Origin of the sequence: Pseudoalteromonas maris (genome assembly GCF_049257235.1) — a bacterium.
Classification (GTDB): Bacteria; Pseudomonadota; Gammaproteobacteria; order Enterobacterales; family Alteromonadaceae; genus Pseudoalteromonas.
In genome coordinates this window covers 86729-106272 of sequence record NZ_JBMMUF010000002.1, presented here as the reverse complement: position 1 = coordinate 106272, position 19544 = coordinate 86729, and the positions used below count along the sequence as shown (strand labels likewise).

The following is a 19544-nucleotide window of genomic DNA, read 5'->3' as shown; positions in this document are numbered from 1 at the left end:
GTATTTACTCTTCCTCGTCCGTGTGCGTGCCGCGCTTTTGCTCATCTTCGCGCATCACTGAATCAACAAGGTTTGAAATACGCATACCTTCCATCAACGACGTATCAATAACGAAACGAAGCTCAGGTACGATACGAGCACGGATCCGCTTTCCTAATAAAGAGCGAATATAGCCGCTTGCGTCGTTAAGAATACGCATGCTTTGTTTCGTTTTGCTTTCATCTTCTTGGTTAAATACCGTGACGAAGATTTTTGCATAAGACAAATCTCGGGACACTTCAACCGCTGATACGGTTACCATTCCTAGACGTGGGTCTTTGACTTCACGTTGGATAATAACAGCGATTTCTTTTTGAATTTGTTGCGCTACGCGCTCTGTGCGAGAAAACTCTCTCATTGCCACCACTTAATTTTAAAGATACCCAATGCGGCACCTTAGCGTCGATTATGGGTATTACACAATGCACAAATGGGGGCACAAAGGCCCCCATCAATTTTTTGGGTTAACGAGGCTTATAGTGAACGTTGAACTTCAACCGTCTCGAATACTTCGATTTGGTCGCCAACTTTCACGTCGTTGTAGTTCTTAACGCCGATACCACATTCCATACCGTTACGAACTTCTTGTACGTCGTCTTTAAAGCGACGAAGTGATTCAAGTTCACCTTCATAGATAACAACGTTATCACGAAGTACACGGATAGGGGCGCTGCGTTTAACAACACCTTCAGTAACCATACAGCCTGCAATTGCACCAATCTTTGGTGACTTAAACACGTCACGTACTTCAGCAAGACCAATGATCTCTTGCTTAAATTCTGGTGCAAGCATACCTGACATCGCCTGCTTCACTTCTTCAATCAGGCTGTAGATAACGCTGTAGTAACGTAGGTCTAGGTTCTCAGCTTCAATCACTTTACGTGCAGATGCATCAGCACGTACGTTAAAGCCAACAACGATTGCATTTGAAGCTGCAGCTAATGTAGCGTCAGTTTCAGTAATACCACCTACACCTGAACCTACAATCTTCACTTTTACTTCATCAGTAGAAAGCTTAGTTAATGAATCAGAAATTGCTTCAATTGAACCTTGTACGTCAGCTTTAAGTACCACGTTAACTTCAGATACATCGCCCTCGGTCATGTTAGCAAACATGTTTTCAAGCTTCGCTTTCTGTTGACGTGCTAGCTTCACTTCGCGGAATTTACCTTGACGATACAATGCTACTTCACGCGCTTTACGCTCGTCACGAACAACCGTTGCTTCATCACCTGCTGCTGGGATACCAGATAGACCTAGAATCTCAACTGGGATAGATGGACCTGCCGACTTGATGTCTTTACCGTTCTCATCTTTCATCGCACGAACGCGGCCGTATTCTAGACCACACAGTACAATATCACCTTGGTTAAGCGTACCTGATTGAACAAGGATAGATGCAACTGGACCACGGCCTTTATCTAGGCGTGATTCAATAACAACACCTGCCGCCATACCTTCAGTCGGAGCGGTAAGCTCAAGGATTTCAGCCTGCATGAGTACTGCTTCAAGAAGATCGTCAATACCCAGACCTGTTTTCGCAGAGATATGCACGAATTGCGTGTCACCACCCCACTCTTCAGGGATAACGTCAAGCTGAGCTAGCTCGTTCTTAACGCGATCTGGGTCGATACCTTCTTTATCCATCTTGTTTACTGCGATGATCAAAGGAACACCTGCAGCACGGGCGTGCTGAACCGCTTCTTTAGTCTGTGGCATTACACCATCATCCGCTGCAACAACAAGGATTACGATATCCGTTGCTTTCGCACCACGAGCACGCATTGAGGTAAACGCTGCGTGTCCAGGAGTATCAAGGAAGGTGATCATGTGACCGTTTGTTTCAACGTGGTATGCACCAATATGCTGCGTAATACCACCGGCCTCACCTGAAGCAACTTTCGCTTTACGAATGTAGTCAAGTGTTGACGTCTTACCGTGGTCAACGTGACCCATAACAGTAACAACCGGTGCACGAGGAACTGCTTTACCTTCTTCGTTACGATCGCTTAGTACTTTCTCTTCTAGTTCGTTTTCACGAACAACAACCACTTTATGGCCCATTTCTTCTGCAACAAGTTGCGCAGTTTCTTGGTCAATCACTTGGTTGATGGTAACCATGTCGCCCATTTTCATCATGGTTTTAACTACTTCGGCACCTTTTACAGCCATACGAGATGCAAGTTCAGCAACCGTGATAGTCTCGCCGATACGCACTTCTTGCTTTTTATCAGCAACTGGCTTTTGGAAACCATGTTGTAAAGACGTAGGCGCTTTAAGCTTACCTTTTTTGCCTTTACCAAACTTCATTGGCGCTTCTGCTTCTTTGCCTTTTGGCTTTTTCTTCTTACGACGCGCGCTCTTCTCTTCGCGTGCATCTGACTCGTCTTCCGCTTCACGAGCATATGTAGAAGTTGTAAGGTGGTGATCCGCAGTCTCTTCACGACGTTTGCGTTCCTCTTCCTCTTGCTTCCAGCGTGCTTCGTTCTCTTCGGCTAGGCGACGAGCTTCTTCTGCTTGACGTTTCGCTTCTTCTTCAGCTTTCTTCAATGCTGCCTCTTCTGCTTCTTTCTGTAAGCGCTCAGCTTCTTCACGCTCTTTTTGAGTTTGCGCGCTGTCCTTTGCAGATGTTTTACTTTCTTTGCGCTGTGAGTCCGCTTTACGTTTCGCTTCTTCTTTAGCCTTACGTTCCGCTTCTTCTTTGGCTTTACGCTCGGCTGCTTCTTTAGCTTTGTGCTCTGCTTCTTCTTTAGCTTTACGCTCTGCTTCTTGCTTCGCCTGCTCTTGGGCCTCTAAACGTGCTTGCTCTTGGGCTTCTAAACGCGCTTGCTCTTGTTGCTCTTCAAGAGCACTCTTCTTCACGTAGGTGCGCTTTTTGCGCACTTCTACTTGAACTGACTTTGCCTTACCCGTAGAACCAGTCACACTGAGTGTGCTCTTTTTCTTACGTTGCAGTGTCATTCGCTCTGGACCTGTCGCACCAGCACCACCGTGCTGCTTCGACAAATGATCAAGCAGTTGTTCTTTTTCAGACTCATTTACTTGGTCGCCAGCTTGCTTCTTAATGCCAGCACTGTCCAATTGCTGGAGCAATTTATCAACAGTTGTACCAATGTCCTCGGCTAGTTTTGCTACACTTACTTCTGCCATATTGTTTGTTACCTCCGTTAATAAATTACTCTTCACCGAACCAGCAAATGTTACGTGCAGCCATAATTAGGTCGCCCGCTTCCTGCTCTGAAAGCTCTGTAATCTCTACTAGTTCGTCAATACCTTGCTCAGCTAGATCTTCAAGCGTTACAACGCCTTTACTTGCCATGACATAAGCAAGATGGCGATCTAGGCCTTCAAGGTTTAATAGGTCTTCAGCTGGTTCAGCACCTTCAAGACTTTCTTCGTCTTTCAATGCTTTAGTCGTAAGCGCATCTTTTGCACGGTTACGCAGCTCTTCAACAGTCTCTTCGTCAAGACCGTCGATTTCTAGGAATTCGCTTGTTGGTACATAAGCGACTTCTTCAAGTGTTGAAAAGCCTTCACCAATTAATAGCTCAGCGAAATCATCATCAATATCCAAACCTTCAGTGAACAGCGAAATCAGTTTATCTGACTCAGCTTGGTTCTTAGTTTGCATATCTTCTACTGTCATCACGTTAAGCTCCCAACCTGTTAGTTGGCTTGCTAAACGGACGTTCTGACCATTACGGCCAATTGCTTGCGCTAGGTTGTCTGCTTCAACCGCGATGTCCATTGAACGAGAATCTTCGTCCATCACGATCGACGCTACTTCCGCTGGCGCCATTGCATTGATAACGAATTGTGCTGGGTTATCATCGTAAAGTACGATGTCAACACGCTCACCACCAAGCTCTGTTGAAACGGCTTGAACACGCGCACCGCGCATACCCACACACGCACCTACAGGATCAATACGCTTGTCGTTTGATTTAACAGCGATTTTAGCGCGTGAACCAGGATCACGTGCCGCAGCGCGCAATTCAATCATTTCTTCGCCAATTTCTGGCACTTCAATGCGGAAAAGTTCCATCAACATTTCTGGCTTAGAACGTGTTACGAACAGCTGTGCACCGCGTGCTTCTGGACGTACAGCATAAAGTAGACCACGTACACGGTCGCCAGGACGGAAGTTCTCGCGCGGCAGCATGTCTTCGCGATAAATCACTGCTTCTGCGTTATTGCCTAAATCAAGAACGATTGCATCACGGCTTGCCTTTTTAACAACACCGGTTACTAACTCGCCTTCCTGATCTTTGTATGCTTCAACAACCAGTGCACGCTCTGCTTCACGTACTTTTTGTACGATAACCTGCTTTGCCATTTGTGTTGTGATACGGTCAAATTTGATTGACTCGATTTGCTCTTCAACAAAATCGCCAAGTTGTAGGTGTGGCTCTTCAACTTGAGCCGCTTCTAGCGTGATTTCACGATAAGGGTTTTCTAAGCTGCCATCTTCTTGCGCTTCAACGATTTCCCAGCGACGGAAAGTGTCGTACTCGCCCGTTTTACGGTCGATAGATACGCGCACATCAATGTCACCATCGTGTTTTTTCTTTGTTGCGGTCGCTAGTGCGAACTCTAATGCTTCAAAAATTTTCTCTTTGGGGACCGCTTTTTCATTGGAAACGGCTTCCGCCACCAATAGGATTTCTTTTGCCATAGGTATTGCCTCGCTTGCCCTATTCCTTCGCACTAAAATTAAAGTTTTGCGATGATATTCGCACGTTCAATGTTGCTGATCATGAGCATAAACTCTTCGTTATCAACACTGATTGTGATCATGTCACCGTTAACTGCTACTAGGTCGCCTTTGAAATTACGACGACCATCTTGTGGAAGCTTGGTTCTTAACCTAACTTCTTCACCCACTGCATTTTGATAATGTTCTGGTTTGAACAGTGGACGATCTACGCCAGGCGAAGACACTTCCAAATCATATTCATTGGTAATTGGGTCTTCTACATCGAGGATCGCGCCAACTTGTCGACTTACATCAGCACAGTTGTCAACCGTAATGCCATCTGGATGATCGATATACACACGCAAGGTGGAATGACGACCCGCTTGAATAAACTCAAGCCCCAGAAGTTCGAAGTCTAATGCTTCAACCGCTGGTGTTAACATCTCAGTTAATGTTTGTTCGAGCTTTGTCACGAAACTTCTCCATAGAAACAAAAAAAGGGCTAAAGCCCCATTCTCAATGCAGATACAACAACGCCCCGAACCAAGCGGGGCGTCACACTGGAATCGTCGAGTGTCAACGACTCCTGATTTACTGCGCGGCCTAGGGCCAAGCTTGGCTGCGGGCTATATCTGCACGATAAACCGCTGCGACGACTTAGCAAAATCTCTTCTGCTAAACGCAAAACGCGCATTTCAAAGAATGCGCGAACATCAAATAAAACAGATAACGACTTAGGTTATTTGTTTTTGAATCTGTTGCATGAAGGATATAAAACTGACCTTCATTCGTGGCACCTATTATAGTGGTGCGCGCCTCAATAAGCAACCAAAGATACACGTTTAACTGCGCTTGAGACATTAAAAAACCAAGCATATAGCTTGGTTTTTTAATTTGGTGCCGTGAGCGGGACTTGAACCCGCACGAGCATAGCTCACCACCCCCTCAAGATGGCGTGTCTACCAATTCCACCACCACGGCTTAAACTGTATTAGTTTGGAACGTCAGGGTTAGTACTCTTAGGTTCCTCAACAGGCACTTCATTTGCGGCTTCACTTACAGTTTCTACTGCTGGAGCTGCTTGAAGATTTTCCCATTCATCAGTTTTCTTGATTTGACCTGCAGTTAGATTACCTAACACAATGCTCAAAACGAAGAATACTGTTGCTAACAAAGTAGTGGTTTTTGTCATGAAGTTACCAGCGCCTGACGAACCGAAAACGGTTGCCGAAGCGCCTGCACCAAATGACGACCCCATGTCAGCGCCTTTACCTTGTTGGATTAACACGAAACCAATCAATGCTAATGCAACAATTAAATAAATAACTAAAAGAATCTCGTACATTTAATTCTATCCTTTTGCACTTTCACAGATGCTGATGAACGCATCTTTTTTCAGACTTGCGCCGCCAATTAGGCCACCGTCAATATCTGGTTGTGCAAATAATTCACTACTATTTTTTTCGTTTACGCTGCCACCATAAAGGATTTGCAAGCGCTGTGCTATTTGCTCATCTAATGATGCCAACTTAGCACGAATAAATTGGTGTACTTGTTGAGCTTGCTCTGGCGTTGCAGTTTTACCTGTGCCAATGGCCCAAACCGGCTCGTATGCTATCACAGATTGCTCGAGACCAGCCACACCTAATTTGTCAATCACCGCGTCAATTTGCGCACTGATCACTGATTCTGTTTCATTTTGCTCTCGCTGCTGCTCTGTTTCGCCAACACACAGCACTGGAGTTAATCCTTGCTGCTGAGCCATGACAAACTTTTGCGCAACTACATCATCGCTTTCGCCGAAGATATGACGACGTTCTGAGTGACCGACTAGGGCATACTTTGCACCTAGCTCTTTCGCTAAACTTGCTTGTATTTCGCCTGTGTACGCGCCAGATTCAAATTCTGATACCGTTTGCACACCGGTTACAACATCTAGTTTCGCTGACTCACCCACGAGTAAAGCGGGAACAAATAGAGCAACATCTACGCTTTGGTCATTGCTAACGGCTTCTATTGAAGATGCCATTTCGTTTAACAGTTCTACAGAACCATTTAACTTCCAGTTACCTGCCACAAAGGGCTTACGTGACGCCATGTTTTACTCCATGTTCGAAAGCGGGCGAGATACTAACGTGACTCGCCCAAAGTTACAAGATTTTATTTTAGCGAGAGCGTTTAACTGCTCACACTTTCAACAACTTGCGCAATTTTTTGACTGTAATCGAGCACTTGCTTCTCTTGCTCAGCTTCGACCATAACTCGTACAACTGGCTCTGTGCCTGATTTGCGCAACAAAACACGGCCTTTACCGTCAAGTAAACGCTCTACTTCAACTACCGCATCTTGCACTTCTTGGGCTTGTGTTGGATCGGTGCCTGGTTGGTAACGCACATTAATCATGTTCATTGGGTACTTTACAAACCCTTGGCCTAGGTCACGCAAAGTTTTATTGGTTGTAACCATGGCTGCCAGCACTTGCAAGCTTGAGATGATGCCATCACCGGTGCTAATCAAATCAAGATTAAGAATGTGTCCTGAGCTTTCGCCACCAATTTTCCAGCCCTTCTCTTTGAGTAACTCCATCACGTAACGGTCACCCACTTTTGAGCGCGCGAAATCAATACCTTTGTCTTTGAGTGCGTTTTCAAGACCCATATTCGACATCACTGTGCCAACTACACCACCGCCGAGTTGGTCCTGCTCATGAAGAGCGCTAGCAATAATATAAACAATGTCGTCACCATCAAACACCTGGCCTTTATGATCTACCATCATGACGCGGTCACCGTCACCATCATAGGCAATACCCACATCAGCGCCTTCATCCATCACTTTGCGTTTAAGGGCAGCAACGTCTGTTGCACCACATTTAGCATTGATGTTGAGACCATTTGGCTCACAGGCAAATGGGATAACCTCGGCACCGAGTTCTTGCATTACCGCAGGAGCAATGTGATAGGTCGCACCGTTTGCACAATCAAGAACGATTTTTAATCCTTCTAATGAGTGTCCTTGTGGGAACTGACTCTTACAAAATTCGATGTAACGACCATCAGCACTGGCAAGGCGGCGTGCCTTACCTAACTTTTCAGATGGCACACACTCCATTGGCTGGTCCATCATTGCTTCGATTTCAAGCTCAACGCTGTCTGGCAATTTTAGGCCTTCACTGGAGAAGAATTTAATACCATTGTCATGATAAGGGTTGTGTGATGCGCTGATCACAATCCCTGCTTCTGCACGGAAAGTTTGCGTAAGGTAAGCAACTGCCGGAGTTGGCATAGGACCAAGGAGCACAACATCGATGCCTGCCGCTATCAAGCCTGACTCGAGTGACGTCTCGAGTAAGTAGCCTGAAATACGTGTGTCTTTACCGATAATTACTTTGCGAGTACCAATTTTTGATAATACTCTGCCCGCAGCCCAGCCAAGTTTTAAGGCAAATTCTGGTGTAATAGGGAACTCACCCACTAAACCACGAACGCCATCTGTTCCAAAATATTTTCTATTGCTCATTAATGCATACTCCTACGCTTTATACTGCTGGTTGCGTTTGCAACGGGTTGCACGTTGCTTCGTGCACACGCACCACATCAACGGTTTGCTGTACATCATGTACACGCAGAATCACGGCGCCCTTTTGCAGACAAATTAATGCCCCTGCTAAACTGGCACTCAAACGCTCATCTGCTGGGCGGTTGAGTAACTGCCCAAACATCGATTTACGAGACAGTCCAGTCAATATGGGATAGCCAAGATTTTGTAATTTATCTAATTGTGCCAACAACTGATAATTATGTTGTAGCGATTTTCCAAACCCAAAACCGGGGTCGATCATAATGTGTTCCGGTTTTATACCTGCCTCAATGCACTGGTTTGCTCTGTGTTCAAGAAATTCACAGACCTGTGACGTGACATCGTCATAATGAGGTGCTGTTTGCATCGAACGAGGTTGCCCTTTCATATGCATTAAGCACACAGGAATATCTGCAGCGACTGCAGCCTGCAACGCTCCAGGTTCTTGCAATGCGCGCACATCATTAATGATATCCGCCCCCGCATGAACAGCCGCTGTCATCACAGCCGCTTTGCTGGTATCGATAGATATCACGCAGTCACTTTGCTTTCGAAGCGCTTTAATCACGGGAATAACACGAGCAAGTTCTTCTTGCTCCAACACATCTGAAGCTCCAGGTCGCGTTGACTCGCCACCGATATCGATAATAGTCGCGCCTTGCTCAAGCATGGTTAATGCTCTTTTGACAGCGCTATCAACTTCGTTGTGTTGTCCACCATCAGAAAATGAGTCTGGTGTTACATTGAGGATCCCCATTACATGAGGGATAGTCAGGTCGAGTATTCGACCTCGAGGTAAAGATAACATTGTTATTCTTGTCTCTATTGCGCGGTTTTGCGCTTAATTCGCAGCGCAAGGAAAAGCCCCAATGCTATTTGGGGCTTTAATTTCTTACTTATCGTCTTGAGTGCTTGGTGAATCATCGACTACTGATGACGACTCATCACTGGGCTGCGATTTAGCTTTTGCTTCAGGTTCAGCCTTTGTCTCTGGCTTTCTATCGTGAGCGTCGCTTGGTGGACGTACTTCACGACGAGCCATGAGATCATCAATTTGCTTGGCATCAATGGTCTCGTACTTCATCAACGCGTCTTTCATGGTATGCAAGATATCCATGTTGTCACGCAAGATTTGCTCTGCGCGTTGGTAGTTGCGGTCAGAAAGTTCTCTTACCTCAACATCGATTGCCTTCGCTGTTTCATCAGACATACTCATAGTACGTGATGAACCACGTCCCATGAACACCTCGCCCTCTTCTTCAGCATAAAGAAGTGGGCCCATTTTCGAGCTCAAGCCCCATTGCGTCACCATCTTGCGTGCGATCTGTGTGGCACGTTCGATATCGTTGCTCGCACCAGTGGTCACCTTGTCATCACCATAAATCAATGCTTCAGCAATACGGCCACCGTAGAGACTTGAAATCATGGACTCTAAGTGTTGTTTAGAGTGACTCACTCGGTCTTGCTCAGGCAAGTACATGGTTACACCTAAAGCGCGACCACGAGGAATGATTGACACCTTATACACAGGGTCATGCTCAGGCACCATGCGACCAACAATCGCGTGACCTGCTTCATGATAAGCGGTCATCTCTTTTTCTTCTTCAGACATAACCATTGATTTGCGCTCTGCACCCATCATGATCTTGTCTTTCGCTGCATCAAATTCCGCCATACTAACAACACGCTTGTTACCTCGTGCAGCGAAAAGTGCAGCCTCGTTTACGAGGTTAGCCAGATCTGCGCCTGAGAAACCAGGTGTACCACGAGCGATCACTGACGCTTCAACGTCGTCTGCCAGTGGTACTTTGCGCATATGTACTTTAAGAATTTGCTCACGACCACGGATATCGGGCAGACCAACAACAACTTGACGGTCAAAACGACCAGGTCGAAGTAATGCTGGGTCTAGAACATCTGGACGGTTTGTCGCAGCGATAACAATAATACCTTCGTTACCTTCGAAACCATCCATCTCAACGAGCATTTGGTTAAGTGTTTGCTCACGCTCATCGTGACCACCACCCATACCGGCACCACGCTGGCGGCCAACGGCATCAATCTCATCGATAAAGATGATACAAGGCGCTGCCTTTTTCGCCTGTTCAAACATGTCACGCACACGAGATGCACCAACACCAACGAACATTTCTACGAAATCAGAACCGGAAATAGTAAAGAACGGTACCTTGGCTTCACCGGCTACCGCCTTAGCAAGGAGCGTTTTACCTGTACCTGGAGGGCCTACCATCAACACCCCCTTAGGGATGCTACCGCCAAGTTTTTGAAACTTTGATGGGTCGCGTAAAAAATCAACCAATTCTGTTACGTCTTCTTTTGCTTCATCACAACCGGCAACGTCTGCAAAAGTCGTCTTAACTTGGTCTTCGCTCATCAAGCGCGCTTTGCTCTTACCGAAAGACATGGCGCCCTTGCCGCCACCGCCTTGCATTTGACGCATGAAGAAAATCCACACACCAATGAGCAGGAGCATTGGGAACCACGACACGAAAATAGTCTGTAAGAAGGACTGGCCTTCAGGTTGAACACCTTTGACGTTGACGTTGTTCTTCAGTAAATCATTAATAAGGTCTTCGTCGTACATTGGCATGATGGTCTGAAAACGCGAACCATCAGTTTTCTCACCAGTGATAACGCCAGTGCCACGATCAACAACAACTTCACGTAACTGACCGCCACGTACATCCTTTACAAATTGGGTATAACTGGTTTGTCTATCTAGGTCGTCAGAGCCATTAAAGTTCTGAAAAACAGACATCAAAACCACGGCAATTACAAGCCAGAGTATTAAATTCTTTGCCATATCACTCAAGGTGTTAACCTCTTGTATCTCAATTAATTAAAATTCAACTTTCCCGACAACTGTACTACAGTTTGTAGCCTGTCGCTACTACATATACCTCGCGAGAGCGGGCTCTCGACGCATCGGGCTTACGGATTTTTACACTGCGAAAGCTATCACGAACGTCCTTTACAAACTGATCAAAACCTTCGCCTTGGAACACTTTTACTGCGAACGCGCCGTTTTTCTTTAGAACCTGATGACACATATCCAATGCCAACTCCACAAGATACATACTTCCTGCTTGGTCGGTACTCATGTTCCCACTCATATTCGGAGCCATGTCTGAAAACACAACATCAACGTTCTTGCCATCTATACGTTGCAATAACGCATTTAGCACAGCCTCTTCGCGAAAATCACCTTGCAAAAAGTCAACGCCTGCTAACGAGTCCATCGGCAAGATGTCGCACGCGATCACCTGACCATCATCGCCAACTTGCTGCGCAAGATACTGTGACCAGCTGCCAGGTGCAGCGCCAAGGTCAACCACAGTCATACCCTCGCGGATTAATTTATCTTTTTGTTGGATTTGTTCGAGTTTGAACACAGCGCGAGAACGCCACCCATGTTTTTGTGCCTCATGCACATAGTGATCATCAACATGCTCTTTAAGCCAACGCTTAGAACTTGCTGAATGCTTTTTATTAGCCATAAATTAACACGCAACTTAATAGTAATATCTGCTAGATGGCGGTAGAATACCGATAATTCAAGCTTGAATCAGCAAAATTTAGAAAATCTATGAAACTATCGAATAAACAAAAGCAGTATCTTAAAAGCCTTGCACACCCACTGAAACCAGTGGTTCTGCTTGGTGCTAACGGCCTAACAGAGGGTGTTATCGCCGAAATTGACAGTGCTTTGAATATTCACGAATTGATCAAAGTGAGAGTTCCAACCAATGATCGCGAAACCAAAGCGCTTATCTTTGAAGCAATTATTCGTGAAACTGGTGCTCACAAAGTACAAAGCATTGGTCATATCATTGCCTTGTATCGTCAAAGTGAAGACAGAAAAATCCAATTGCCTCGCAATTAACTAGGTCAACACGCCCTACAAAAGGTCAGCATTGCTGACCTTTTTTGTTTGTCTCTACTGCGCATAAGGCAACGTGCTCGCTTGCCAGTAACTGATCGATAAACTGAGTGGTTAAATCATTGATCACACCACTTTCAGCGTTAAGAAGAAGACTAAAGCCGACATCAAGTCTTGGTATAATCACAATATCCGTGCGATACCCCTGCACCCAGCCACTGTGGTAATAAATAGTTTCCTTATCATACTCATATATGCGCCAACCCAACCCGTAATGGGCTTGTGTTACATGTTCGCGCCAAACGCGACGCCGCTTTTCTTTACTTGTTAGCGTGTACGGCTGAACTTGAGAGTGCAACGCTTGTTGCGGCAAAACACTTGGGTATAACCCTAATTGCGCCTTGAGCCATTGCACCATATCCGCCGCGCTGGCATTAACTCCAGCCGCGGGCAGCACTTTGTAGTAGTTCTTTTTAAGCCGTGCGGTATGCCATGCCTTTCTGCCTCGAACATGGGGGTAGGCAAAGTTATCATCGGCGACCATGCCTTGGTAGCCCACACTGGCATCACGCATTCTCAGCGGTCGAAAAATAAATTCATTCATCCACGTCTGATAATCCATGCCACTAGCACGCTCAATAACATCACCGACCAAAGAAAACATCACATTTTGGTAGCCATAACATTGCCCTGGCTGACACAGAGGCTCCACTTTAAGTAATCGCTCAACGATATCTTCATAGGGCATACGAGATTCAATAAGATTGTCGTACGCATTGGGCACTAAGCCACTGGCATGGCTGAGTAAGTGATACACTTTGAGGTCTTCATTGTAGCGACTGCTGCGTATTTCAGGTAAATAATCGCGTACAGGTGCATCCAAGGTAATAACGCCCTGAGCAGCTAATTTTGCAGCCAATGAGCCGGCGAACGTTTTTGAAACAGACGCTAAACGAAAACGTGTATTTACATCGACTTGGCGACCCTTTCTTAGTTTCGTTTTACCAAAGCCAAGCGCTACCGACGGATGAGACGTGTGTACAATAGATAAAGCGGCACCCGGTATTTTCTTTTGCTTTAATTGGCGCTCTAGGTCGGCCACATATTTGTCGATAAATTGTTGCCATTGCTGTGCATCAGCCGGGCCTTGGCTGGCGTTCACATACCTAGGCACCACCATAAAACTAACCAACACCCAAAGGGCGAAAAATAAACTGCTTTTTTTCATTTTTATTGTTGCTAACAGATCTAATGGTGCAAATAATATCATGAACTTTGTTATAAACTCACGTACAATGCTGGTCTAATTGTGCGTTCAAGGCGTCTAAATCGGCAGGCGATTCGGGAAATGAAAGTTAACAACATCAGAACTAAAAACTTCTTATCCACCACATTATTACTGACTCTGACTACGTTAGCTGGCTGTAGCAGTTTACAGATGCCCAGCCTGATGCAGCAAAAAGAAGCTGAGCGTGTGCGTATGCCCGTAAAACCAGCCCTGAGCGAGCGCACCTATTTGCTCGAATATCAAACCGAACATCAAAGCCCACGCGTCAAATCAGTACAATTGCCAGCGCATGTTGTGCGTAAAGGGCAAACCGTCAGCATTGACGATCAACAGGTCGCACTCACTGATCGCTTACGAGAGCGTTTAGTTAGCATTTTCAATGACAAACAATTGGTCGTTGTTAATGATGCAAAACGAGCCGATTATGTGCTGAGCATCAATCAGCTAGATATATCTGAGACAACGGACGCCCAATACACCCTAGCCAATAGCCATATCCTTGAGAGTGAATCGCTCATTGAGGAGCTTGCTCGTCGCAGTTGCAGTAACATCTCTGGGTCAGTAAGTATGAAGCTCTCCCATCGCGCTTCTAAAGATGTGGTGTGGTTTGCGAAGTCATCGTTAGATACTGCGAGCTTTCAACGCAACCCCCTTCGATATCAACTGACATTAACACAGCGCATTGAAAACTATGAACAAGTGCAGAATTTTGTGGCAACACATAACAGCCCTGACGCACTTGCTGAGCGAGGCGATAAACCAGCGCCTGTTGCACCTGAATATAAGGTAATTACGCACAATTCCGCGTTAGAGAAAGTTGTTGGAGCATGCAGTGTCACAGAAGTCAGTGCCTTAGTGCCTGATTTACACTACTATCTGTCCGGGATCTTATTAGAGAAAATTAACATTCTCTAGCGCCCTATTCTGTAAGTACAAGGCGATAATTTCCTACAATTTCTTACAGTTTTTGGCATCAGTGCTAACTAAAATAAAAAGAAAAAGTGAGATTTATGCCACTTCGACCAGCCCTCGTTTTTATTTTGTCTTTGCTGCTGTGCACACACGCGACGGCGAGCAACCGCTATTACTCTGATAACCAGTTGGAGCCACAACAAGGTTTTAACTGGGATTGGAGCATTGGTGCCGGCTATTACATTGAAGACTCTTATCTTGTCGGTTTAGACTCCTATGACGACGGGTTGGAACCCGATCTCAACCTTGTCATCACCTACAACAATTTCTATTTAGACGTTGATCACAGCCAACTTAGTGGCGGTATCGTGATTGGCTACTCGCTGATTGATAAATACGATTGGGGCCTAGATTTAGTGGGCACTAACATGCAATCGGGGTTTGATGAAACTGGCTTAAAAGTGTATGACCGTGATGTCATTGAGGAGCTCGAAGGAATTGACCGCAGGCATTATGACTTCGATGCAGGGTTAAGACTCTCGAGACGCTTTGATGATACGCAGTTGTCTTTTGAGTTACTCCATGATGTCACGGGTACCCATAACGCATGGATTTTTACCGCATTTTTGTCACACATTCAGCAGTATCGCAACTGGGAGTTTCGTGCAGGTATCGGCATGAATTACTACGACAGCGATTTCACCGATTACTATTTTGGCATTGATGCCAATGAGGCGCGTGAGTCTCGACCCATTTACCGCGCTGATGCATCGCAGTCTTACATGGTGGAATTTCATGCTGAATATCCATTGTCACAAAACTGGGTGTTCTTAGCTGGTTGGTTATCTACATGGTTTTCACAAGGAATTACGCAAAGCCCTATCATTTCACAGTCATATCAACACAAAGCCAAGGTGGGCGTGCGTTATGTCTTTTAAGCTATGGGCTGCACTTGCTGTTAGTTGTCTGGGCACTGTGAGCCAAGCGCAGGCTAAAGAATCCATAACTCAAAATGCCGCGCCCGAACAGGTGCCCGAATCTTTATTGAGCACTCCCAACACCTGCGTTGCCTTGAGGCAAGGGAGAACGTGTTACTCAGATATTACTTTTGCATGGCAAGTCAGTAATGAAGGCCATTTTTGTATTCGCCAACAATCCCAAAACTCGCCCTTGCATTGCTGGAACAACATTAAACAAGGTGAAGTCACGGTGGATTTTGCTAGCGCCACGGCGCAAATTTATGAAATGGTAAACATGCAAACACAACAAGTCGTAGCGCAAAGCGAAGTCAAAGTGCAATGGGTATACACCAGCAAACAAAAAAAACGTAGGTGGAGATTATTCTGATATGAGCCAACAACCGCACATTCTTGTTGTAGAAGACGATGTTTCGCTCAGCGAGTGGATGGTCGAATTTCTAAGTCAAAATGGCTATCAGGTCGGTACATGTGACAATGGGTCCGCGGTGGAGCAGTATGTTCGCCAGCATACCCCAGACCTCATTCTTTTAGATATTATGCTACCAGGACTTGATGGCATTACCGTATGCACGCGCTTAAGGCAGTTTTATTCCAATCCCATCATTATGCTCACCGCCAGAGATGATGAACTCGACGAAGTCGTTGGCCTTGAAGTAGGTGCCAGTGATTATATCGCCAAACCTGCAAGGCCCAGAGTGCTACTGGCACGTATCAAAGCGAATTTGCGTGATGCCACGGACGATACGCCACAAAAAAACGAACACCATATTATCGAAGTCGGTAACCTCTTCATTGACACACAAGCGCACCGCGTCTCTTTCGCCGGTGAGCATATTGAGCTTTCTAATGCGGAATTTTCTTTACTGGCCTACCTCGCGCAGCACGCCGGGGAAGTGGTCGATAGAGACTCTGTGTTCAAAGCAGTCAAAGGGCGTGAATATGACGGGCTTGACCGCAGCATTGATGTTGTTATTTCAGCGCTACGCAAACGTTTCAATGATAATCCTACTCAACCACAACGCATCAAAACGATTTGGGGGAAAGGTTATCTTCTGGTCAAAGATGCGTGGTAACCTCGTTGCATAAAGGACTCTGGGCGTGAAAAAACTGTATCTTTCTTTGTTATGTACGGCACTATTAAGTGTGGTTCTGCTCAGCTGGCTTATTGATAGTTTTACCAGCGATAACAAAGAATATGATGACTTTACAACCCAGCGTGAAGTACTTTCAGCGATGACCTCTTACCTAGCTTCATATCCACAAGAGCAGCAAGTAACACAATTTGAAAAGCTCAAATCGCATTTTAGTTTAGACATCGAGTTATCTAGCAATGCAGCGCTCGCACTGCCCCCTGCACTGCAAGAGCAATTGTATCAACCCCAAGGGCTCATTCTGGAGGACGAGCAAGGCCTGTATCTGGTGCGTTCTGATGAGCAATTACATCGCCGCCATCTCATCGCACGCCTAGCAAGCCCTGAGCCATCAAAACACGATTTAATGCTCACCGTGCTATTCTACACGGGTGTAAGTCTATGCATGTGGTTGCCATTGATCCCCCTCACCCGGCGCATATCCGTGCTCGCCAATGCCGCCTCAAAGTTTGCTAAGGGTCAGCTCGCTACCCGAATTAAACCCAGTCGGTATAGCTACACCCAACAGTTAGAACACAGTTTTAATAGTATGGCTGAGCAAATAAACAGCTTGCTAGAAGAAAATAAACTCATGGCATCGAGTTTATCTCATGATATTCGGACCCCTATTGCCTGCTTACGATTTGGCCTTGATGCAGCGCTAGATAATGATAATCAGCACAGTCAAAAGCGTTATCTTCAGCGCATGGAAAAAGACTTGGATACCATGGAGTCCATGCTCAAAAGTTATTTAGATTTCGCTGCGCTACAACAACACAATGTTTCTTTAGTTTATTCACAAGTCACCCTAAATGACTATCTGCATGAGATCATCGACCAACTGAGTACGCAATTTGATGCCATTGAGGTGGTCATTGACTGCCCAAAAACACTGCACATCACCGCAGATTTACATTGGCTCGCACGCGCTATTCAAAATATCGTCAACAATGCGCTGCGCTATGCCCAGTCACGCATAAACATTAGCGCTCGCAAAGAGGGAAAGTGTATTCACATTGCGATTACTGACGATGGTCCAGGTATCGATGAGCATGAAAAAGACGCCGTCTTGCGACCCTTTTATCAAAGTGCCAAGCATAGAAACCAACTCGGGTATGGACTCGGCTTGGCAATATGCCAAAAAGTGATGCTGTGGCATCATGGTGAACTTCGTGTCGAAAGTGCCTGCGATTTAGGTGGCGCCAAATTTACGCTCAGTCTTCCTCTGTAACTGAGTATTTACATTTGCAACTTTTGTGTACAAGTGCTCGGCGCATCGCGTACTTACTGAATTGCTTATGATTTGATGAAAGCACTTTAGTGCCGAAAAGCACTCCTTCCCAATGCCTTTTAATCAGGCTAATTACCTCACAACGCTTTTTATTTAGGGCAAATTACAGTAGATTTAGGGCGCAGTTCAGCAATTGAGAAATTATAATAATATGAGTGCGTCGCGTGGGGAGTTTAGCTCCCGTTTTGGTTTTATAATGGCTGCTGCGGGTTCCGCAGTAGGCCTTGGCAACATTTGGGGTTTTCCGACACAAACGGCATCTAATGGTGGAGCCGCGTTCGTTTTAGCCTATCTCGTTTTAGCATTTTGTTTAGCATATCCGGCTCTCATGGCAGAGCTTGTCGTTGGTCGTTATGGACAAGCAAATGCGGTAAGTTCATTAAAGAAAATATCAAAGCACAAATGGCAGCATCCTCTTGCATTTTTAGTGGGCTTTGGTGGCATCATCTGCGCAGGTCTTATTCTTAGTTTTTATGCCATTGTTGCAGGTTGGATGATCAGCTACACCGTTGAACCGGTGGCACAGCTTGTTGGCGCGCAAGAGGCTGCGTCATGGATCACAGGACAATCATTAACTCGCAACCTGTTATTCGCCGGTGGGTTTATCCTGTTGACCGTACTTATCATCAGTAAAGGTGTCGAAAACGGAATTGAAAAATGGTCCAAGCGCCTAATGCCTGCATTACTTGGGATTTTGTTTGCACTGATTGCTTATGTTTTCAGCCAAGATGGTGCTTCAGAGGGCTTACGCAATTACTTGTTGCCTGATTTCAGCGCTATTTTTGAACCTAGCCTGTTAGTTAGTGCATTGGGACAAGCGTTTTTCTCACTGTCTTTGGGCACCAGTGTGATGATCATTTATGGCTCATACATTTCTAAAAGTGAAAACCTAGTGACTTTGGGAGCCTCAGTCACTTTGATTGACGTATTTATCGCTTTTGTCGCAGGTTTACTTATCATTCCAGCTATGTACGTCGCGCAAGAGCAAGGAGTACAAATTTTTGATGAGGCTGGAAAGCTACTCTCAGAAGATACGCTAGTATTCCAAGTGCTGCCTGCTTTATTTGACTCTATGGGCAGCGCTGGCTTGTACGTAGGCTTCGCCTTTTTTGCATTGATGAGTATTGCCGCACTGACCTCCTCTATTTCTATGCTTGAAGCTCCTGTGTCGTACACAGTTGAAAAATTTGGCATGGATAGAAAGCCTGCAACTTGGACCATTGGCGCACTTATAGGTGCAGTAAGTACCGTTATTTTGCTTAACTTTGAGCAACTATTTGGCTTTGTGATCGCATTGACAACACGATTTGGTCAGCCACTTCTAGGCCTAATGTGTTGTGTTTTCGTAGGCTGGATTTGGCATCGCTCTTCGCTACTTAAAGAAATAGAACAGGGCAACCCAGACGCAGCCAGTGGCTGGTTCTGGAAAATTTGGCCTTGGTATATCAAGTTTGTTTGCCCTATTGCTATTTCATTGGTGTTTATTAATTCACTAAGATAAATAGCAGCTAATAAATTAATGACACAAAAGGAAGCGAACACGCTTCCTTTTTTATTATACCTTCCTGTTTAAGCATAAATTGGCGCCCAACAATAGCTCATCTGATGTGCCGCCCTTCACTTTGAGCAAGAAAATTTATTGAATTTTCAGACAAATACGCTAAACCTTAACCATACGTCTCTTCTCACCACATAGATAAATTTAAAGATTATGGACAACCTTTTGAT

The 19544-nt window shown here is 45.5% G+C and carries 18 protein-coding genes and 1 tRNA gene; 7 read left to right on the top strand and 12 right to left on the bottom strand.

The window, feature by feature from the left end; all coding sequences use genetic code 11:
• Window positions 1–4: 4 nt before the first annotated feature.
• The 11 genes from rbfA to rlmE all read right to left on the bottom strand — a co-directional run bounded on the left by rbfA (window position 5) and on the right by rlmE (window position 11832).
• On the bottom strand, window positions 5–397 hold the full coding sequence (gene rbfA / locus AAEU32_RS03520) for a 30S ribosome-binding factor RbfA (protein WP_421969150.1): 393 nt from the start codon (window positions 395–397) through the stop codon (window positions 5–7).
• A 116-nt stretch (window positions 398–513) separates the two neighbouring features.
• Window positions 514–3189 (bottom strand): translation initiation factor IF-2, encoded by a 2676-nt coding sequence (infB, locus tag AAEU32_RS03515; protein ID WP_421969149.1) that lies wholly within the window; start codon window positions 3187–3189, stop codon window positions 514–516.
• Window positions 3190–3214: 25 nt separating this feature from the next.
• The gene (gene nusA / locus AAEU32_RS03510; protein ID WP_421969148.1) at window positions 3215–4714 is read right to left on the bottom strand and encodes a transcription termination factor NusA; all 1500 of its coding nucleotides are present in this window, start codon (window positions 4712–4714) and stop codon (window positions 3215–3217) included.
• Window positions 4715–4752: 38 nt separating this feature from the next.
• Window positions 4753–5208 (bottom strand): ribosome maturation factor RimP, encoded by a 456-nt coding sequence (gene rimP / locus AAEU32_RS03505; RefSeq protein WP_421969147.1) that lies wholly within the window; start codon window positions 5206–5208, stop codon window positions 4753–4755.
• Between the two features lie 422 nt (window positions 5209–5630).
• Window positions 5631–5716: transfer RNA gene (locus tag AAEU32_RS03500), tRNA-Leu, on the bottom strand.
• 10 nt (window positions 5717–5726) lie between these two features.
• Window positions 5727–6080, bottom strand: coding sequence for a preprotein translocase subunit SecG (gene secG, locus AAEU32_RS03495; RefSeq protein ID WP_421969146.1), 354 nt, complete (start codon window positions 6078–6080; stop codon window positions 5727–5729).
• Window positions 6081–6086: 6 nt separating this feature from the next.
• Window positions 6087–6833 carry a triose-phosphate isomerase gene (gene tpiA, locus AAEU32_RS03490; RefSeq protein WP_421969145.1) on the bottom strand — a complete coding sequence of 249 codons (747 nt, stop codon included), beginning with the start codon at window positions 6831–6833 and terminating at the stop codon, window positions 6087–6089.
• An 80-nt stretch (window positions 6834–6913) separates the two neighbouring features.
• The gene (gene glmM / locus AAEU32_RS03485) at window positions 6914–8254 is read right to left on the bottom strand and encodes a phosphoglucosamine mutase (RefSeq protein ID WP_421969144.1); all 1341 of its coding nucleotides are present in this window, start codon (window positions 8252–8254) and stop codon (window positions 6914–6916) included.
• A 19-nt stretch (window positions 8255–8273) separates the two neighbouring features.
• Window positions 8274–9122, bottom strand: a complete 849-nt coding sequence (folP, locus tag AAEU32_RS03480) for a dihydropteroate synthase (protein ID WP_421969143.1) — start codon at window positions 9120–9122, stop codon at window positions 8274–8276.
• A gap of 84 nt (window positions 9123–9206) precedes the next feature.
• Complete coding sequence (gene ftsH, locus AAEU32_RS03475) at window positions 9207–11138, bottom strand: ATP-dependent zinc metalloprotease FtsH (RefSeq protein ID WP_421969142.1); 1932 nt, start codon at window positions 11136–11138, stop codon at window positions 9207–9209.
• A 64-nt stretch (window positions 11139–11202) separates the two neighbouring features.
• On the bottom strand, window positions 11203–11832 hold the full coding sequence (gene rlmE / locus AAEU32_RS03470) for a 23S rRNA (uridine(2552)-2'-O)-methyltransferase RlmE (protein ID WP_421969141.1): 630 nt from the start codon (window positions 11830–11832) through the stop codon (window positions 11203–11205).
• Window positions 11833–11921: 89 nt separating this feature from the next.
• Between rlmE and yhbY the strand changes: the two genes are divergently transcribed.
• On the top strand, window positions 11922–12218 hold the full coding sequence (yhbY, locus tag AAEU32_RS03465) for a ribosome assembly RNA-binding protein YhbY (RefSeq protein WP_421969140.1): 297 nt from the start codon (window positions 11922–11924) through the stop codon (window positions 12216–12218).
• 25 nt (window positions 12219–12243) lie between these two features.
• Here the strand turns inward: yhbY and AAEU32_RS03460 are convergent, their stop codons facing one another.
• Window positions 12244–13443: a serine hydrolase domain-containing protein gene (locus AAEU32_RS03460; RefSeq protein WP_421969139.1), complete on the bottom strand. Its 1200-nt coding sequence runs from the start codon at window positions 13441–13443 to the stop codon at window positions 12244–12246.
• A 120-nt stretch (window positions 13444–13563) separates the two neighbouring features.
• On the opposite strand from AAEU32_RS03460, the gene AAEU32_RS03455 reads away from it, so the two are divergent.
• The 6 genes from AAEU32_RS03455 to AAEU32_RS03430 all read left to right on the top strand — a co-directional run bounded on the left by AAEU32_RS03455 (window position 13564) and on the right by AAEU32_RS03430 (window position 19317).
• A complete protein-coding gene (locus tag AAEU32_RS03455; RefSeq protein ID WP_421969138.1) occupies window positions 13564–14418 on the top strand; it encodes a hypothetical protein in 855 nt (284 codons plus the stop codon).
• Between the two features lie 95 nt (window positions 14419–14513).
• A complete protein-coding gene (locus tag AAEU32_RS03450; protein ID WP_421969137.1) occupies window positions 14514–15353 on the top strand; it encodes a MipA/OmpV family protein in 840 nt (279 codons plus the stop codon).
• Window positions 15343–15762, top strand: coding sequence for a DUF3019 domain-containing protein (locus AAEU32_RS03445; protein ID WP_421969136.1), 420 nt, complete (start codon window positions 15343–15345; stop codon window positions 15760–15762). The genes AAEU32_RS03450 and AAEU32_RS03445 overlap by 11 nt, the downstream gene beginning before the upstream one ends.
• A gap of 1 nt (window position 15763) precedes the next feature.
• A complete protein-coding gene (locus AAEU32_RS03440; RefSeq protein WP_421969135.1) occupies window positions 15764–16468 on the top strand; it encodes a response regulator in 705 nt (234 codons plus the stop codon).
• 25 nt (window positions 16469–16493) lie between these two features.
• Window positions 16494–17756 (top strand): sensor histidine kinase, encoded by a 1263-nt coding sequence (locus AAEU32_RS03435; protein ID WP_421969134.1) that lies wholly within the window; start codon window positions 16494–16496, stop codon window positions 17754–17756.
• A gap of 211 nt (window positions 17757–17967) precedes the next feature.
• The gene (locus AAEU32_RS03430; RefSeq protein ID WP_421969133.1) at window positions 17968–19317 is read left to right on the top strand and encodes a sodium-dependent transporter; all 1350 of its coding nucleotides are present in this window, start codon (window positions 17968–17970) and stop codon (window positions 19315–19317) included.
• Window positions 19318–19544 lie beyond the last annotated feature (227 nt).

Coding starts and splice junctions, on each gene's coding strand:
- infB (WP_421969149.1), bottom strand. CDS start 3,189: ATGGCAGAAGTAAGTGTAGCAAAACTAGCCGAGGACATTGGTACAACT.
- yhbY (WP_421969140.1), top strand. CDS start 11,922: ATGAAACTATCGAATAAACAAAAGCAGTATCTTAAAAGCCTTGCACAC.
- AAEU32_RS03430 (WP_421969133.1), top strand. CDS start 17,968: ATGAGTGCGTCGCGTGGGGAGTTTAGCTCCCGTTTTGGTTTTATAATG.
- AAEU32_RS03440 (WP_421969135.1), top strand. CDS start 15,764: ATGAGCCAACAACCGCACATTCTTGTTGTAGAAGACGATGTTTCGCTC.
- AAEU32_RS03445 (WP_421969136.1), top strand. CDS start 15,343: ATGTCTTTTAAGCTATGGGCTGCACTTGCTGTTAGTTGTCTGGGCACT.
- AAEU32_RS03455 (WP_421969138.1), top strand. CDS start 13,564: ATGAAAGTTAACAACATCAGAACTAAAAACTTCTTATCCACCACATTA.
- AAEU32_RS03450 (WP_421969137.1), top strand. CDS start 14,514: ATGCCACTTCGACCAGCCCTCGTTTTTATTTTGTCTTTGCTGCTGTGC.
- glmM (WP_421969144.1), bottom strand. CDS start 8,254: ATGAGCAATAGAAAATATTTTGGAACAGATGGCGTTCGTGGTTTAGTG.
- AAEU32_RS03460 (WP_421969139.1), bottom strand. CDS start 13,443: ATGAAAAAAAGCAGTTTATTTTTCGCCCTTTGGGTGTTGGTTAGTTTT.
- rbfA (WP_421969150.1), bottom strand. CDS start 397: ATGAGAGAGTTTTCTCGCACAGAGCGCGTAGCGCAACAAATTCAAAAA.
- nusA (WP_421969148.1), bottom strand. CDS start 4,714: ATGGCAAAAGAAATCCTATTGGTGGCGGAAGCCGTTTCCAATGAAAAA.
- secG (WP_421969146.1), bottom strand. CDS start 6,080: ATGTACGAGATTCTTTTAGTTATTTATTTAATTGTTGCATTAGCATTG.
- ftsH (WP_421969142.1), bottom strand. CDS start 11,138: ATGGCAAAGAATTTAATACTCTGGCTTGTAATTGCCGTGGTTTTGATG.
- rlmE (WP_421969141.1), bottom strand. CDS start 11,832: ATGGCTAATAAAAAGCATTCAGCAAGTTCTAAGCGTTGGCTTAAAGAG.
- tpiA (WP_421969145.1), bottom strand. CDS start 6,833: ATGGCGTCACGTAAGCCCTTTGTGGCAGGTAACTGGAAGTTAAATGGT.
- folP (WP_421969143.1), bottom strand. CDS start 9,122: ATGTTATCTTTACCTCGAGGTCGAATACTCGACCTGACTATCCCTCAT.